The sequence below is a fragment of the Panacagrimonas sp. genome (assembly GCF_965216805.1).
In the GTDB taxonomy this organism is placed as follows: Bacteria; Pseudomonadota; Gammaproteobacteria; order Nevskiales; family Nevskiaceae; genus Panacagrimonas.
This window is the reverse complement of the sequence record NZ_CBDCGN010000002.1, coordinates 2,358,316-2,373,356: the sequence shown is the minus strand read 5'-3', so window position 1 is coordinate 2,373,356 and position 15,041 is coordinate 2,358,316. Positions and strand designations below refer to the sequence as shown.

The window sequence follows — 15,041 nt, the reverse complement described above, 5'->3', positions numbered from 1 at the left end:
CGCCTGACCTCAACCGCTCATCACTTTTCGCTACTTTTCGCTGCGTCCCCAAAACCGTTCCGATGTGCAGCGATCCTACGCCGGGTATAGCCGTCCCGGTAGGCGTACTACGTCACATTTTGGTGACTTCTGCGTTCCGACTGTGACCTGTCTCGCGCTTGGCATCAGGAAGAATGCTTTTTCTCTCTCTGAACCCCCGCATCCCCAGCCTACTCCTCCGGGTTTTCTTCCTGCTGCGGCCCTACCACGACCTGGACCTGCGACAGCCCGTCCGGCGCCATCTCGTTGATCAGCTCCAGGAAATTCATCTGCATCATGCGCTTGGAGCGACGCAGCATCAGCGAGGCCGGGTTGGTGGGCTCGGTGCGCTCCAGGTATTCGCAAATGCGATCGAGCAGCAGCATGACGTCGGCGCGCGAGCGGATGGTGCCGCTGGCAGCATTGATCGCCGCGCCGCCAGCTGCCGCGCCGCCTTCTGCCGCGTCGCCGGCCTCGCCAGCAGTACCGTCTCCGCCCTGCAGGCTGGCGGCGACGCGGGACACGATCTGTTCGGCCGTCCCCAGGGTGTCGATGAGCGGTTTCAGATCGGGCGATCGATCCGAGCCGACCTTGTCGTCGAGAAGTTTCGCCAGATCGCGTGCCGCCTGCAGCGCATCGACTACCCGGCTCGCGAGCGCGGGGTCTTCAAGCAGCACCGCCGTGAGCTGTTGCTCCACCTGCGGCACCGTAAGCGGGGTTTCGTCGCCGCGCGGGCTGGCTTTTGCGGCAGCGACCTCGATCTGACGCAGACTCAACTCGCCGTGCTGGCGGGATTGGAACAGGCGGGCTTCGCGCGCATCGCGCAGCAGTCCGTCCGGCGCGGCCAGGGCGGCCAGCGCGTTCAGGCGCATGGTGGGATCGTTGTTGTCCTCGGCATCGAGTTGGGGATGCACGGAGTCCCAGTAGCGATCCATCATCTGGTGCATCAGCTTGAGGCCGTCCGAAAGTCCGGAAAACTGGTTCAGGCGGGCCTGCGCGCGCGCCAGCAGACAGACGGCGCGAACATCCTTGGACCGTCCCAGCAGCGTCTCGGAACGCTTGGCGACATCGCGCCACTCCGGCTCCTCGGCCGGAATGATGGTGTCGCCGAACTGCTGTTCCGGCTTGACCTGCGAGATGCGCTCCAGCTCCTGAAACTCGGAGTCGTACTCCAGATCAGGGCCCGAGGGTTCAGCGTCGCTGATGGGAGTAAGCAGGGCTTCTAGATCAAGCATGGTGGGCTCCTGAGCGCGATGGCTCTAAAGGGGGCGACTCGACCCGAAGTCTGTACAAGGACTTCGGGCAGTTGAACAAGGTGCGACACGTAACGGCTCAGGCGCCGGGGCGATGACGGATCAGGTTCTGGATCTCTTCGAGTTGGCGCAACCGCTCCTGGTTGCGCTCGTCAGTCTGCAGGGCCAGCGCTTCGCGGGCGTCGCGCAGGCGGTGCTCGATTTCCTGTCGCAACAGCCACATCCTGGGATCTTCGCTGGCGGCGCGGATCGATACCTCCGGCATCCGCGCCCAGGCCTGCTGAAAGCGGGTCAGATCCGAGCGTGACCAGGGGCTTTCCATCAGGCCGCGCGCCAGATCCTGCGGCATCAGGGGCGCCGGGTCGCCGGTGCCATCTGCAGGTGCGATTTCGGCCTTTGGCGTCAGCGCCCACCAGGCTGCGGAAATCGCGGTCATCACGACCACGCCGCCGACGGCAATGCCCAGCACCTTGGCGGGACGCAAGCCCCCACCCAGGGATGCCGGAGATGGGGAGGGACGGGCGGTACCGGTGGAGGTGGTGGCCGTGCTTTCGGGGCGCGCGGCTTCCGGACGTGTAATTTCCGAGCTTGGCGCCGGCTGCTCCTCGAACTCGGTGATCAGTGCGCGGCGCAGGAAACGATAGCGATCGCGCTCGATCCGGCGCTCCGCCAGCGCCGTGTCCAGTTCCCGCAGCTTGCGATTGACGGCGTCCGCGCGGCTCATCAATCCAGCTCCCGAACCAGGCGGAAGCCCACCAGCGGATCGGCACCGCTATAGGCTTTGCGCGCGCTCGGATTGCAGTTGTTGGGATCATCCTTGTAGCTGCCCCCCGCCACCTGCACCCGACCGCCGTCATCCACCAGTTCGGCGACGTTGCCGATCGCATTGATCAGGCCCCAGCTGTTCATCCGCCCCTGGACGACCTGCACCGGGCCCTTGCCCTTGGATTCGCGCTGGCAGAACCCTTCCACGAACGGGTCGCGGCCGCCGATGGAGGCGGCGTGCTTCCACTCCGAATCCCGCGGCAGTCGGTAGCTACGCCCGGTCTCGCGAGTCAGCCAGGCTGCGAAACCGCGCGCCTGTTCCACGGTAACCGATGTTGCGGGCAGATAGGGATCGCCGGACGGCGGACGGCAGTCGCCGGTGCTGCTGCAGTATTTGCCGAAGATCTCGTTGTAGATCTCGGCCAAGGTGATGCCGAAGGTGCCGAGGCCGGAGACCACCACCACGATGGGGGCGTCGCCGCCGCTGGACATCTTGTCGGCACAACGCGCGCCCTCGTCGCTGCCATTGCCCGCCATCGACGCCTTGCAGGGATCGGGAGCACTGGGCTTCGGCCGCGGCGCCGGCGTGGGAGCGGGAGCCGGAGTGGGTGCAGGCGCCGGGGCGGGTGTGGGCTCCGGCACCGGTACGGGTACCGGTGTCGGTGCGGGCTTGGGCGGCTCGTCTGCCTTCTCCAGCGCGCGGTAACGGCCGTAAGCCGTGGGATCGAGTCGCTTGAGCGTATCGAGACATTCGGTCACCCGCGCCGCCGACAGGCTGCCGCGGCGATTGGACTCGCGCTCCAGATCCTTGGCGCAACCGGCAGTTTCGTAGCGTGCCCGGGCCCGGGTGAGCTCGGAAGTGCGCTGCACCGCCAGGCCGCGGTCGATGGCCTGGATGGCGCTGTTGAAATCGCTGCGCGAAGCAAAACGGTCCGCCAGCTTGAGCGCGCCGGCGGCGACCTGCTTGGGCGCATCGCCAGCGGCATACGCGTTTTTTGGATCGAGCTTGCGCAGTTGTTCCAGTGCCGAGATGGCGTCTGCCAGTTCCGCCGCCGCCGCCTTGAGCGCGATGGTGCGTTCCAGTTCCTGGATCTTGAACTGGGCCTGCTGACGCTCGCGCTCGGCCTGTTCCTGCTTTTCCAGTTCCGCCACCCGCGCCAGCGCGGCCTTGGGCGCACCCGAGCGCGGCGCGAGCCTGGCGCCGGCTTCGGCAATCTGCCGCGCGCCGGAATAGTTTTTGTCGGTCGCCAGGCGGTCCGCACGGTCCCCGTAGGCCTTGCCCAGATCGTCCAACAGCCCGGCGACAGCCGCATCGTCGCTGCCGGCCAGCGCCGCCACCGCACGTTCCACTGCGCGCTGCCAGTCGCTGGAGAAGGTGCCCTGGTCGAGCAGGCGCTCGAGATCGGCGATCTGGCCGGCCTGGGCCGCACGCCGAGCCTCCGTGACCTTGCCGCCCAGGGCCTTCAGCCGCGCATCGTCGGTGTCGGCCCGCAGCGCCCGTTGCGCCAGTGCGCCGGCATCGCCGAGGTCGCCGGCGGCGATCTGCTCGGACACCAACCGATCCATGGCCTGGGCGAAGCGGTCGCGACGACTGTCGACTTCGGCCGGCTCGACCTTGCCCTCGATCGCACGCAACGCCTTGTCGATCTCGCCGACCCAGGCGACGGTGGGTGCCGGCCGGGCCAGCAAATCGTCGGCGCGCGCGAGGCTCAAGCGGATGCGTTCGGCTTCGGTCTCGGCCTGGGCGATGCGCCGGTCGCGCGCGTCGGAAACGGCCTTGAACTGGCGTTCGAGCTTGGCATCCTGCGGCAGCAGTTCCACGCCCAGCCGGGCGGCATCCGCTGCGGTTTCCAGCTCCCCCGCCTTTTGCGCGTCGGAACTCTGTTTGAGCAGCGCAGCGGCCAGGGTCTGACCCAGCTTGGCCAGATCGGCGTCGCCGGCTTCGACCGCCTCGGCCGCCTGCAGCCAGCGCTCACGCACCGAGTTGCGCCATTCGGAAGACACCTCGATCTCGGCAAGCACCGCCTGCAGGTCCTGCAGGCGCTGTTGCTTCTGCGCGCGGGCCTCGGCCTGCAGCCGGGCCTCCTCGGCCGCCGCCTGCACTTGCTCGCGGCGGGTCTGGACTTCCCTTTCCAGGCTGCGCAGACCGGTGGGATCGGGCGCGTAATCGCGCGCCAGCGACAGTCGCTGCTCGGCCACCTCGACGCGTGCCTCGGCGCCCAGGTCGTCGTCTTGAAGTGCCTGGCGTACCGCGGTCTCGAAGGCCTGCACGATGCGACCGTCCTGCAGCAGCGGCTGCTGCGGATCGATCGCGCGCACCGCATCCAGCAAGCTCAGCAGCGGTGGAGAGCCCTGCTGGCCATCGGGGTAGAGCGGCGTATCGATGCCTTTGCTGAATTCGTCGTTGAGACGCGAAAGCTCGGAATTGCGGCCTGCTTCCAGACCGTCGCGCAGTTCCAGCACCCAGGCCGAATCGTTGCCGTAAAGCTCCACGGCGCGCTGGACCACCTGCTGCGCAGCAGAAAAATTGTAGCGACCCTGCTGCGGTGCCCAGTGCTGCGACAGCGATCCGTAGAAGATGCCCTTGATCTCGTCGCGGCGCGCATCGGTGATGCGCAGTTGGTCGGTGGTGCGCAGGTCCAGGATACGGTCGACCAGTACGTTGGCGTCGGCGCACTCGGTTGCGCCGATGCAGCCTTCCACCGACGCCAGCTTGGACCGGTACAGCAGCACGCTGGCGAGCCAGATCAGCAGGCCCACTGCGGCCAGACCGGCAACGCCGATTGCGATCAGGGGGATGGCCTTCTCGCGTTGCGTCCTCGGGCGCAGGCCTTCCATGAACTCGCGCGCGGTGCGGATACGGCTTTCGCGCGGGAACGCCAGACCCTTGGCCAGCGTGCGCCATTGCAGGCTGGTCAGTCCGGGGACCCGCGCCGGCACCAGGCCCTGCTTCATCGCCTGTTCGGCGTTGATCTTGTTGTAAGGGTGGCGTCCGGTGAGCAGTTCGTAGGAGACGCAGGCCAGCGCGTAAAGATCGTCCGGCGGTTCGGCGTCCTTGCCTTGCAGCATCTCCAGGCTGGCATAGGCCGGCGTGAGCGCGCCGAGCGAACCGGCATCGAACACGGTCTGTTCGCCCGCCGCATCGGATTTCTGCTTGCCGGCTCGGGCGATGCCGAAGTCGAACACCTTGGGCACGCGATCCCGGGTCAGCATGACGTTGCCGGGCTTGAAGTCGGAGTGCACCACGCCTTCGCGGTGAGCGCGCTCCAAAGCCAGCGACATGCCTTCAATGAGCGGGAAGGCCTCCGCCATCGGCATGCCCTTGCCGTCGAGCGAGCGGATCAGATTCTTCAGATCCTCGCCGTCGACGAACTCCATCGTCATGAAGACGGTGGTGCCGTCCTTGTCGAAGTCGTAAACGCGCACGATGTTGTCGTGCGCCAGCTGCTGCGAGCGCCGCGACTCGCGCTGCAACGCGATCAGCGAATCGGGGTGCTTGCGGAATTCGTCGTTGAGGATCTTGACCGCGACATAGGGGTTGCGGTCGCGCGCCTCAATCTTTCGTTCGTCTATCGCCAGGAACACCATCCCCATGCCGCCCTGGCCGATCTGCCGCTCCAGCACGAAACGGTCCTTGAGCCGCGAGCCGACGGCAACCGACTCGCCCGCCTCGGCCTGCGACAGCCGCTGCCACGAACTGGCGCTGCTGCGCGACGACGAGTTGCCGGTGGTGCCGGTAGTCGGCGAACCGGTGGTATTGCCGGTGATCGAGGTCCGCGAGCGTGTGCCGGTCAGACTCGCGCGCTCTTCGGGCGACAGCAGGCGGGTGCCGTCCTCGGGTCCGGCAGCGGCGTCGTCGGCCATGCGCGTGGCGTCGTCCCCCGTCGGGTCGCTGACCATGCGCGTGGCATCGTCACTCACGCCGGAGCCTGGATCGGCGGCCGGGCCTGAGCCCGTATTGCGATCCGGCGCAAATACGGTGCGTTCCTGATCCGATGCCGGTGTCGCTGAAGGTGGCGCGGTCGCGGGCCCCTGCAGCTCGATGAGTTTCATCCGCACGGCGCGATGCAGACGCGGTTCGATCTCGCCCGCGGCGAGCAGGGCATCGACGTCGTCGAGCTCCTCCCGGTGCGCGGCTGCATCGATGGCGCCGCGCTCCTTCAGGCGGGAGACGAAGTCGCCCAGGCTCAGTTGCCCGAGTTTGACTTCGGCCAGCCACTGCCGGACCTCGGTCATGGTTCCACCCGCACGACGACCGCCGTGATGTTGTCGCGCGCACCGCGCTTGAGGCAGGTCTCAACGATCTGCGCGGTGATTTCCGCCACTGCGGCCGACTGCGCCAGGACGCCGGCGATTTCCGATTCCGTCATTTCCTTGGTCACGCCGTCGGAGCACAGCAGGAACACGTCGTGTGCCGCAGCGTCCGCAAGGGTCCATTCCACCACCAGACCCGGCTCGGCGCCGATCGCGCGCACCAGCGCAGAGGCCTGCGCGTTGGTCTCGATCTCGGCGTCGTTGAAGGTGCCGGCTGCGCGCATCTCGCGTGCCTGGTTGTGGTCGGTGGTGAGCATGCGCAGGCCGCCGCCGGCATGCTGGTACACGCGGCTGTCGCCAGCCCATCCGCACAGCATGTAGTGACCGGCGTCGATCAGCACCGCCGCCGTGGAGCCCACCAGTTGCAGGCGATGGGCCTGCGCATAGCTCAGCAGCTCCTGGTTGGCTGCCGCCAGCGCGTCGTCGATTCGGTCGACATAGTCCGCGGTCTGCGGCGGACGTACCACCGCGGTGAGGTGACGCATCACCGCCTGGCTGGCGATGTCGCCTGCCGAGTGGCCGCCCATGCCGTCGGCCACCGCCCACAGGCGATTGGTCGGGTCGTCGAGGAAGGCGTCCTCGTTATGGGATCGGACCGCCCCCCTGTCGGACCGTCCATGCGAGCTCGTCTGCAAATCGTCACCCGTCCGGGCTGCGTTGTTTGTTTCGACAAGCTACCACCGACATTGGTCGACTTCCAAGACGGCAGGGTCCGATCACCATCGGTGGATGAGAACAGGGTCTCACCCGGATGGTTGGCTTGGCCTTCCGGCTGCAGACTATCGGCTGTTCTCAACCTGCCGGTGCATGTCGTCATGAGCCTTGCCGAACTCGATTGGGATGCCTCACACGGCATCGCGACCCTGACCCTGAATCGCCCCGAGGTCCTCAACGCCATCGACGTCAATCTGGCGCGGGCGCTTCGCGATGTCGTCCGGACCCTGCCGGACCGTCAGGGGCTGCGCTGCGTGCTACTGCGCGGAGCGGGCAGGGCCTTTGTTGCCGGCGGGGACCTGGCGGCGTTTGCGGCGGACGACTTTGCGCGCACCGCCGAACTGGCCGGCGAGATCCTCGATGCCATGCACGAGGTGCTGGAGATCTTTGCCCGTATCGACGCCCCGGTCCTCGGGGTGGTACAGGGCGTAGCGGCCGGGGCGGGACTGTCCCTGGTCGCGGCCTGCGATCTGGCCATTGCCGCGCAGGGCACGCGCTTCATCACCGCGTACGATCGTATCGGCTCTTCGCCGGACTGCGGCGCCACCTATTTCCTCACGCGCATCCTCGGTGCGCGCCGCACCGCTCAGTTGTACCTGACGGGTGAAACTCTGGAAGCCGACGAGGCCCTGAGGCTGGGCCTGATCAATCGCGTAGTTCCCGCCGAGCAACTTGCAGAAGAAGGCCTGAATCAGGCGCGCAAGCTGGCCGCCGGTCCTACTGCGGCGTTCGGGCGTTTCAAGCGCCTGACTGCCGCCAGCCTGGATCGGGAGCTGCCCGAGCAGCTGGCCGCCGAGCGCGCAGTGTTTCTGGAAGGAACCGCAACCGGCGATTTCCGCGAGGGCTTGACCGCGTTTCTGCACAAGCGGCCGGCGCGCTTCACCGGCACCTGATTCTCCTCGAAGGACAGCCGGGAGGGGTCAGCCCAGCCGCTTGAGGCCGCGCCCGATCGCCTGTCCGAGAACGAAGCGCAGCACCGGGCCGGCCAGCGGAAGGTGCGATTCGAATTCGATGGTCCATTCCACGCGACTGCCCTGGGCGGCGTCGAAGAACCGCAGTTCGCCGCGGTGGTTCTTGAGCGGAAAGCCGCCACGGGTGATGCGGTATTCGATGGCGCGGTCGGTCTCGATCGCGGTGACGGTCTCTTCGATCCCCAGCGGCCCCGGGCCGATCTTGCGCACCGAACCCAGACCATTGGGGTCGTCCTGGCCGTCGCGGATACGGCGAACTGGCACCCCGAAGACCTGGCTGAGATTTTCGTGGTCGGCGAGCGCTTCGAACAGGTCCGGAAGGTCCAGTTGGGAGTCGTGAACGAGATGTACGCGGTACATGGAGGGCCTGTGATCGGAAGGGTGCGCGAGCCTGCAACCGCTGGCGCCGGTCTCGCAAGACCTGCCCGCCAATACCCGATGTCTGTGCAGCCGCGAGGCAGGTTCCCGGCCAATCAATCGGCGGTTGCCAGGAAACAGCGCACTGTATCGCCGCACACGATGCGGCCACCTTCGAGGATGCGCGCGGTGACCCCGCCATGGCCGCGCATGGCGTTGTAACCCCCAGCGCCAAGAACTTCCTCCATGCGCGAGCAGGGATCGCAAGGGCCGCTGATCTCCAGTAGGGCTTCGCCGACCCGCAGACGCAGGGGCTGGTCCTTGAACAGCGTGCGTGCCGCGACCAGGTTGATCCCGGCGATCACCAGATTGCGACGCAACAGGGCAGGGTCCAGGGCATCACGCCCGCACAGCGTAGCGACCACGGGCAGATGCTCGGCCTGGATCAGGGTGACCTGACGCGCCTTGCCTGCGCGATTGCCCGAGCCGGGCTGGCCACAGCGATCACCTTGAAGGCCGTATCCGGCAATGGCGTGGGTTTCATGAACGCATCGCACCGGCTGCTTGCGGCCGGGGCGCAGCACGATGGCGCGCACCTCGCCGGCGCGGGGAAACTGGCGGCACAGTTCGCGTAGTTCGGCCATGGCGGGTCAGGGCAGCATGGCGCCGCGAATCGCATAGAAGATCACCGCGGCCATCAGCGCCGACGCCGGCACCGTGATGATCCAGGCCGCGATCACGCGCATGAACACCGAGCGCTTGACCAGACTCTTGCGGTAGACCTTGCGCAGGCTCTTGCGCTCCTGCTTGGAGATGGCGGTGGGCCCGAGCTTGCCCTCGCGCTTGAGCGTCTTGAGCATGCGGTCCTTTTCCGGCACCGGTGCGGCCCGGAATGCCTGCAGGAATTCTTCGACCACGTGATGCTCGGCTTCCTGGTCCAGGTGATGCTCGTGGATAGCCTGCAGGATGCGGTCGTAATTGGCCTTGAGGTACTCGCGCAGAAAGCCGACCCCGAAGACCGCGCCGATGGCCACGTGCGTGGTGCTGATCGGCAGCCCGAGCTGCGAAGCCACGATGACCGTCAGGGCGGAGGCCATCGCGATGCAGTACGCACGCATGGGATCGATTTCGGTGATCTCGCTGCCCACAGTGCGAATCAGTTTGGGGCCGTACAGCGCCAGGCCCAGTGCCAGGCCGATCGCGCCCAGGGCCATGATCCAGCCTGGAATGGCGGCGCGATCACTCACCGCGGCGGTCACCAGGGTGTCGTGGATCGCCGCCAGCGGGCCGATGGCGTTGGCGACGTCGTTGGAGCCATGGGCGAAACTCAAGAGCGCCGCGGCAAACATCAGCGGCACCGTGAACAGCTGGTTGACCCCCTCGCGGTCGTTGCTGATCTGCGCCAGGTTGCTCCCGATGCGCCGGCTCATGCCGTACCAGACTGCGGCACCCAGCGCTGCGCCTAAGACCAACGCCAGACCCAAGCCGATCTTGACGACCTGGCTGAGACCCTTGAGCAGCAGATAGGTGGTGAACGCCCAGGCCATTGCTGCGATCAGGACCGGAACCACGCGCTGCGCCGCACGGGTCAGGTCGATCTGGTAGGTGATGCTGCGTTTGATGCCGTAGAGAGTCCCGGCGGCGATCAATCCGCCCATCAGCGGCGAGATCACCCAGCTCGCCGCGATCTGCCCCATCTTGTTCCAGTCCGCCACGTCCCAGCCGGAGGCTGCAATACCGGCCCCGAGCACGCCGCCGACGATGGAGTGCGTGGTCGACACTGGCGCGCCCATCGCGGTGGCCAGGTTCAACCACAGTGCGCCGGCCAGCAGGGCTGCCATCATCAGCCAGACGAAGGTCTGGGCATCGGCCACCTGGGTCGGGTCGATGATGCCGCTCTTCACCGTTCCCACCACATCGCCGCCGGCGATGACCGCGCCCAGTGCCTCGAACACCGCCGCAATGGCGATGGCCTTGGTCATGGTCATCGCTTTGGCGCCAACCGCCGGCCCGACGTTGTTGGCGACGTCGTTGGCGCCGATGTTCATCGCCATGTAGGCGCCGAACACCGCCGCCACCACCAGGGTCAGGCTGATGTGACCGAGGCTGGCCCAGGTCAGTACCGCGACGCCTGCGACGAAACCGAGCGCGATGGCCAGGCGCAGCAGACTAAGACCGTGCTGCGTCGACCCCGCGCTGGCGGGGGTCGTTGGGGGATAAGTCATTCCGGGAGCGTGTGTCTGGTTATGAGGTTGTCGCACTGCCGGCGGAAACGGGGTTCGAACGCCGCTGCAGCGCGCCAGTTGTGGCCGCGATCTGCCGGATCGCGCCCGCATTATCCCCGATCGGGTCCGTGCCTTGCCGCCGCCACCACGGCCGGCAGGCGACAGATCTCAGCCGCGGTGGTCTTGCAACGCGTATTTGGCCGGCTCGAACTTGCGCGTGCGCATCCAGTATTCGAAGGTGAAACTGGGCCACAGCGTGCGGTTCTTGCCGAATTCATCCAGGTACCAGCTCTTGCAGCCGCCGGCCGACCACACCGCCTGATCCAGCCGTTGCTGCAATTTCTGATTGAAGCGCCGCTGTACCTCGGGCTTGACGTCCAGGGTTCGCGAGGGCTCCTTCAGCACGGTTTTCACCGCCTGCATGACGTAGTTCACCTGTGCCTCGATCATGAAGATGATGGAGGTGTGACCCAACCCGGTGTTGGGTCCGAGCAACATGAAGAAATTGGGGAAGCCGCTGACCGAGACGCCCAGGTAGGCTTCCATGCCGCTGTCTTTCCAGGTGTCGCGCACCTCCTCGCCGTTGGCGCCGACGATCTTCATCGGCCCGATGGGGTCGGACACCTGAAACCCGGTGCCGTACACGATGGCATCCGCCGGACGCTCCACCCCATCCTGGGTCACCACGCTGCGTGCCTTGACCTCGCGGATGCCCTCGGTCACCACGTCGACGTTGTCGCGGGTCAGCGCGGGGTAGTATTCGTCCGACATCAGGATGCGCTTGCAGCCCAGGGTGTAGTCCGGCGTCACCTTCTTGCGCAGCTTGGGATCTGCAATGCAGCGCTTGATGTAGAACTTGGCGTAGGCCTCGGCCAGCCTCATCGCACGCGGGTCCACCGCCAGACCCAGCACGCGGCTTTCCATCCACCAGTAGATGCCGCCGCGAAACAGCTTCTGCGTGGCCGGCAGATATTTGAACAAGGTCTGTTCCAGCGCGGTGATGCGCCGGTCGGGCTTGCTGATCACCCAGGGCGGCGTGCGCTGGTAGAGGTCCAGATGCTTGACCCTGGGCGCGATGGCCGGCACGAACTGGATGGCACTGGCGCCGGTGCCGATCACCGCGACGCGCTTGCCCTTGAAGTCGTAGTCCTGATCCCAGCGGGCGGAATGAAAGGTGCGGCCCTTGAACTTGTCGATACCGGGAACCTTGGGGTAGGCGGGAATCGACAGGGCGCCGATGCCGGACACCACGATGCTCGCAGTGAACCGGTCGCCGCCGCAGGTGGTGACTTTCCAGTACTGATTCTTGGTGTCGAACTCGGCCGACGCCACTTCGGCGCCGAAGCGCATGTGCGGCAGCACCTGGTACTTGGCGGCGCAATGCCGCAGGTAGGCCCAGATCTCCTGTTGCGGCGCAAACATCCGCGACCAGTTCGGGTTGGGTTCGAACGAATACGAATACAGATGAGAAGGCACGTCGCAAGCACAACCCGGATACAGGTTGTCGCGCCACGTCCCGCCGATATCACTAGCTTTTTCCAGCACCACGAAGGAATGGATGCCGGACTTCTTGAGCTGGATGGCCATGCACAGCCCGGCGAACCCTGCGCCAATCACCGCGACCTGATACTGCGCCTCTGAAGGGGCGCCGGCTTTCCGGCTCTTGCTTCGAGCCGCGCTGGCGGGTTTGGCGGCAACGGGGCTTGCGGCGTCTGCATTCATGGCGGGTCTCCTCCCTTTTTCCACATTGTGCACCGGAGTAGCGGCGCGGGGCGTCCGATGCTTTGGTGCTTCTGACCCTGATGAATCCGAGGCAGAAAATTCACGGATCCAGTAACGGCAACAACGCGCGCCCCTGAATGCGCACCCCGCCAATCGCGGGTGCTGCCACGTTGAGGCCGCCGGTCACAACGTACTGTTCGTGCAGGCCGTACAGCAGCAGACCCGCGCTTTCGCCCTCGGCCAGGCGCTCACCGATGCCGGGCAGGTCCACCTCGTGGCGACCGAGGCCGCGCAGCGGCTGCACCTGGTTGTCGGCCAGGCCCCACAGCAATTGCTGGTCCGCGCGCGTACGGCCGGTTCCGACGAACACGATCACGTCTTCGGGATTCGGCACCGTACCTGGGATCGCTTCGGTCAGGTCGATCTCGATGCGCGGCACGCCGGCCATCACCGCCCCGCCGGCCGGCGCGGTGTAGAGCGGGATCGGGGCGCCGAGCAAGGCTACGCCGGCCAGTGTGGCGGTCGTCGGCACCTCGAACTGGTTGCCCGCGCGGCCGGCGGTGATTTCGTCCACGAACACGGCATCTCGCGGCGACAAGGACAGGCATACCTGGTTATCGCCGAGCACGGCGTCGACCGCACCGACAATGCCTTTCAGGTATCGGTCGAACCAGGCCACGGTGGCCTCGTCTGCGTTGATGCTGCCGCAGTCGAAGTCCAGCGCGCCGGCTGGCTGGGTGATCAAGGCGATGGGGTCCGGCACCAGTTGCAGGCTGTTGTGCGGGGCCTGATACGTCAGCAGACGCACGTCGGCGCCGCTGCCCTTCAGGCATTCGTAATTGCGCCACGCCTCGTTGAAATTGAACAGGGTGTCGCGAAAGCCCTGGAACATCAGGGTATGCACGGCGGTAGGACTGACGGGGGCAAAACCCGGCGCGGTGCCCGGGCCGCCGTTGGTGGCGACCGCGGTGCCGTCGCAAAAATACCCGGGGCCGTGATAACGGAAGAAATCCTGGCCGAATTCGTCGATGCGGTTGTTGGCCAAGCCGGTGAGAAAGGTCTGGTTGACGAAGGGATCGAAGTTGCCGCCACCGCCCGCCTGCTGACCGGTGAGGAACAGGAGGCTGGTCCACAGGATTTTGATGACGCCGCCCGGGTTGAGGCTATAAGTCAGATCGTTCCAGGTGATCTGCGGCACGATAGCGTCAAGACGCTTCTTGGGATCGATGGCCTGAATCAGGTATTGATAGCCGCCGCCGTAGCTGGGGCCGATGGCGCCGAGCAGCATGTTGTCCTCGCCAGCGTCGAGGTCGGGCCCCACCGCGTACCAGTCGAGGTTGGTTTCGAGCCAGTCGAGGATGGCCAGCAAAAAGCGGCCTTCCTGATCCGGGTCCATCACCCGGATGGTGCCGCCGGTTTCCCCATGCCCGGCCTGGTCGATGCTGACGATGCCGTAGCCCGCTTCGCGCAGGGCCCCGATCGGCGCGGACAGGCCAGGAATGCCCGGACCGCGGTCGTTAGTCTGGCGACTGGCGGAAAAGCCGTGGCCTTCCAGCACCAGCGGATAAGTCTGTCCCCCAACCAGCGTAAGCGGTTCGAACACCTGGAACGCGATCTTGTCCGCAGGGTTCAACGGCGAGGGAATGTTGATCTCGCACACCAGGCCGGTGCGGGCCTGTCCTTGAGCTGGCGAAGTCGGCATGAAGGCCAGCGCAGCATCGCATGCAGCCACGGGATTGCCTGCGCCGTTGCCGACGCCATCGCTGGCACCCGGGGGCGGTGGCGGCGAGTCGACCGACGACGATCCACCGCATCCGCCGAGGAGCACCAAAGTCATCACAGCGAACACCGTGATCGCGCGCGTGAACCTGCTGTCCATATCGCTCCTGATGCCGCCTCCCGGAGGCGCTGGGTGGGAATTGACCGATGTGGACGCAGCAGCCACCGCGCGGCTGGCTCATCAAATCTGCCGATGCCCGGAATGAGAATGGCCGCTCCGCCTTTCCGGCCGGCGCCGCGGCGACGGGCCAGCCGATGCATCTGTTGGGCGGAGCGCTGCGTTTAACCGCCATGAACATCTCCGGAACCGGTTTTCGACCCGCCTACGCGGTGGTCGCTTGCTTCCTGCCGCTGGTGCTCGGCGGCTGCGTGCTGCCGTCGGCCCAACGCCCGTCACCGGTGCCCATGGCTAGAGCGGTCGACCTGTCGCGCTATGCCGGCGACTGGTTTCTGATTGCCCACATTCCCACCTCGCGCGATGTCGGCGCCCACAACGCCACCGAGCACTACGGCATCGCGCCGGACGGGACCGTGCAGATCACCTACCGCAATCGCCTGGGCGGATTCGAAGGCCGGCACAAGCTGATGACCCCGGTTGCCCGGGTGGTGGAGGGCAGCGGCAACGCGCTGTGGGGCGTTCGTTTCGGCTGGTACTGGCCGTTCTGGTACGAATACCGCATCGCTTTTCTGGAGCCGGACTACTCGGTCACGATCGTGGCGCGCAGCCAGCAGGATTTCGCCTGGATCTTCGCGCGCCAGCCGCAGATCAGCGATGAGCGCCTGGCCGTCTATGTGGGCCTGTTGGCGGGCTGGGGCTACGACGTCACCGGCCTGCAGCGGGTGCCGCAGCAATGGCCCAACCCGGGCGACGGGACTTTGCCGCCAGCCGGCGGTGCGCACTGAATCTCAATCGCTTCGTCCGT

Annotated in this window: 11 protein-coding genes; 2 read left to right on the top strand and 9 right to left on the bottom strand. The window is 66.4% G+C overall.

Annotated features, from left to right (window positions below; all coding sequences use genetic code 11):
* Positions 1-209: 209 nt before the first annotated feature.
* The 4 genes from tssA to ACOOHP_RS11240 all read right to left on the bottom strand — a co-directional run bounded on the left by tssA (position 210) and on the right by ACOOHP_RS11240 (position 6,985).
* Positions 210-1,253: a type VI secretion system protein TssA gene (gene tssA, locus ACOOHP_RS11255; protein ID WP_420466517.1), complete on the bottom strand. Its 1,044-nt coding sequence runs from the start codon at positions 1,251-1,253 to the stop codon at positions 210-212.
* Between the two features lie 97 nt (positions 1,254-1,350).
* Complete coding sequence (locus tag ACOOHP_RS11250; protein ID WP_420466516.1) at positions 1,351-1,995, bottom strand: hypothetical protein; 645 nt, start codon at positions 1,993-1,995, stop codon at positions 1,351-1,353.
* Entirely contained in the window at positions 1,995-6,272 is a 4,278-nt protein-coding gene (locus tag ACOOHP_RS11245; RefSeq protein ID WP_420466515.1) for a protein kinase domain-containing protein, read from the bottom strand. Before ACOOHP_RS11245 ends, ACOOHP_RS11250 begins: the two co-directional genes overlap by 1 nt.
* Positions 6,269-6,985: a PP2C family protein-serine/threonine phosphatase gene (locus ACOOHP_RS11240; RefSeq protein WP_420466514.1), complete on the bottom strand. Its 717-nt coding sequence runs from the start codon at positions 6,983-6,985 to the stop codon at positions 6,269-6,271. Before ACOOHP_RS11240 ends, ACOOHP_RS11245 begins: the two co-directional genes overlap by 4 nt.
* Before the next feature lie 180 nt (positions 6,986-7,165).
* Between ACOOHP_RS11240 and ACOOHP_RS11235 the strand changes: the two genes are divergently transcribed.
* Positions 7,166-7,957, top strand: coding sequence for an enoyl-CoA hydratase/isomerase family protein (locus ACOOHP_RS11235; RefSeq protein WP_420466513.1), 792 nt, complete (start codon positions 7,166-7,168; stop codon positions 7,955-7,957).
* Positions 7,958-7,984: 27 nt separating this feature from the next.
* Here ACOOHP_RS11235 and ACOOHP_RS11230 read toward each other — a convergent pair whose 3' ends face one another.
* The 5 genes from ACOOHP_RS11230 to ACOOHP_RS11210 form a co-directional block, all read right to left on the bottom strand.
* Positions 7,985-8,395 (bottom strand): SRPBCC family protein, encoded by a 411-nt coding sequence (locus ACOOHP_RS11230; protein WP_420466512.1) that lies wholly within the window; start codon positions 8,393-8,395, stop codon positions 7,985-7,987.
* Between the two features lie 113 nt (positions 8,396-8,508).
* On the bottom strand, positions 8,509-9,036 hold the full coding sequence (locus tag ACOOHP_RS11225; RefSeq protein ID WP_420466511.1) for an MOSC domain-containing protein: 528 nt from the start codon (positions 9,034-9,036) through the stop codon (positions 8,509-8,511).
* Between the two features lie 6 nt (positions 9,037-9,042).
* Positions 9,043-10,617: an inorganic phosphate transporter gene (locus tag ACOOHP_RS11220; protein ID WP_420466510.1), complete on the bottom strand. Its 1,575-nt coding sequence runs from the start codon at positions 10,615-10,617 to the stop codon at positions 9,043-9,045.
* A gap of 168 nt (positions 10,618-10,785) precedes the next feature.
* Positions 10,786-12,339 (bottom strand): flavin-containing monooxygenase, encoded by a 1,554-nt coding sequence (locus tag ACOOHP_RS11215; RefSeq protein WP_420466509.1) that lies wholly within the window; start codon positions 12,337-12,339, stop codon positions 10,786-10,788.
* A gap of 100 nt (positions 12,340-12,439) precedes the next feature.
* Entirely contained in the window at positions 12,440-14,218 is a 1,779-nt protein-coding gene (locus ACOOHP_RS11210; RefSeq protein ID WP_420466508.1) for a CocE/NonD family hydrolase, read from the bottom strand.
* Positions 14,219-14,409: 191 nt separating this feature from the next.
* Between ACOOHP_RS11210 and ACOOHP_RS11205 the strand changes: the two genes are divergently transcribed.
* A complete protein-coding gene (locus ACOOHP_RS11205) occupies positions 14,410-15,021 on the top strand; it encodes a lipocalin family protein (protein ID WP_420466507.1) in 612 nt (203 codons plus the stop codon).
* Positions 15,022-15,041: the final 20 nt, after the last annotated feature.

Excerpts from the sequence above, each read along its gene's own strand:
- ACOOHP_RS11205 (WP_420466507.1), top strand. The coding sequence starts at position 14,410 with ATGAACATCTCCGGAACCGGTTTTCGACCCGCCTACGCGGTGGTCGCT.
- ACOOHP_RS11235 (WP_420466513.1), top strand. The coding sequence starts at position 7,166 with ATGAGCCTTGCCGAACTCGATTGGGATGCCTCACACGGCATCGCGACC.
- ACOOHP_RS11215 (WP_420466509.1), bottom strand. The coding sequence starts at position 12,339 with ATGAATGCAGACGCCGCAAGCCCCGTTGCCGCCAAACCCGCCAGCGCG.
- ACOOHP_RS11210 (WP_420466508.1), bottom strand. The coding sequence starts at position 14,218 with ATGGACAGCAGGTTCACGCGCGCGATCACGGTGTTCGCTGTGATGACT.
- ACOOHP_RS11250 (WP_420466516.1), bottom strand. The coding sequence starts at position 1,995 with ATGAGCCGCGCGGACGCCGTCAATCGCAAGCTGCGGGAACTGGACACG.
- ACOOHP_RS11230 (WP_420466512.1), bottom strand. The coding sequence starts at position 8,395 with ATGTACCGCGTACATCTCGTTCACGACTCCCAACTGGACCTTCCGGAC.
- ACOOHP_RS11220 (WP_420466510.1), bottom strand. The coding sequence starts at position 10,617 with ATGACTTATCCCCCAACGACCCCCGCCAGCGCGGGGTCGACGCAGCAC.
- ACOOHP_RS11245 (WP_420466515.1), bottom strand. The coding sequence starts at position 6,272 with ATGACCGAGGTCCGGCAGTGGCTGGCCGAAGTCAAACTCGGGCAACTG.
- ACOOHP_RS11225 (WP_420466511.1), bottom strand. The coding sequence starts at position 9,036 with ATGGCCGAACTACGCGAACTGTGCCGCCAGTTTCCCCGCGCCGGCGAG.
- tssA (WP_420466517.1), bottom strand. The coding sequence starts at position 1,253 with ATGCTTGATCTAGAAGCCCTGCTTACTCCCATCAGCGACGCTGAACCC.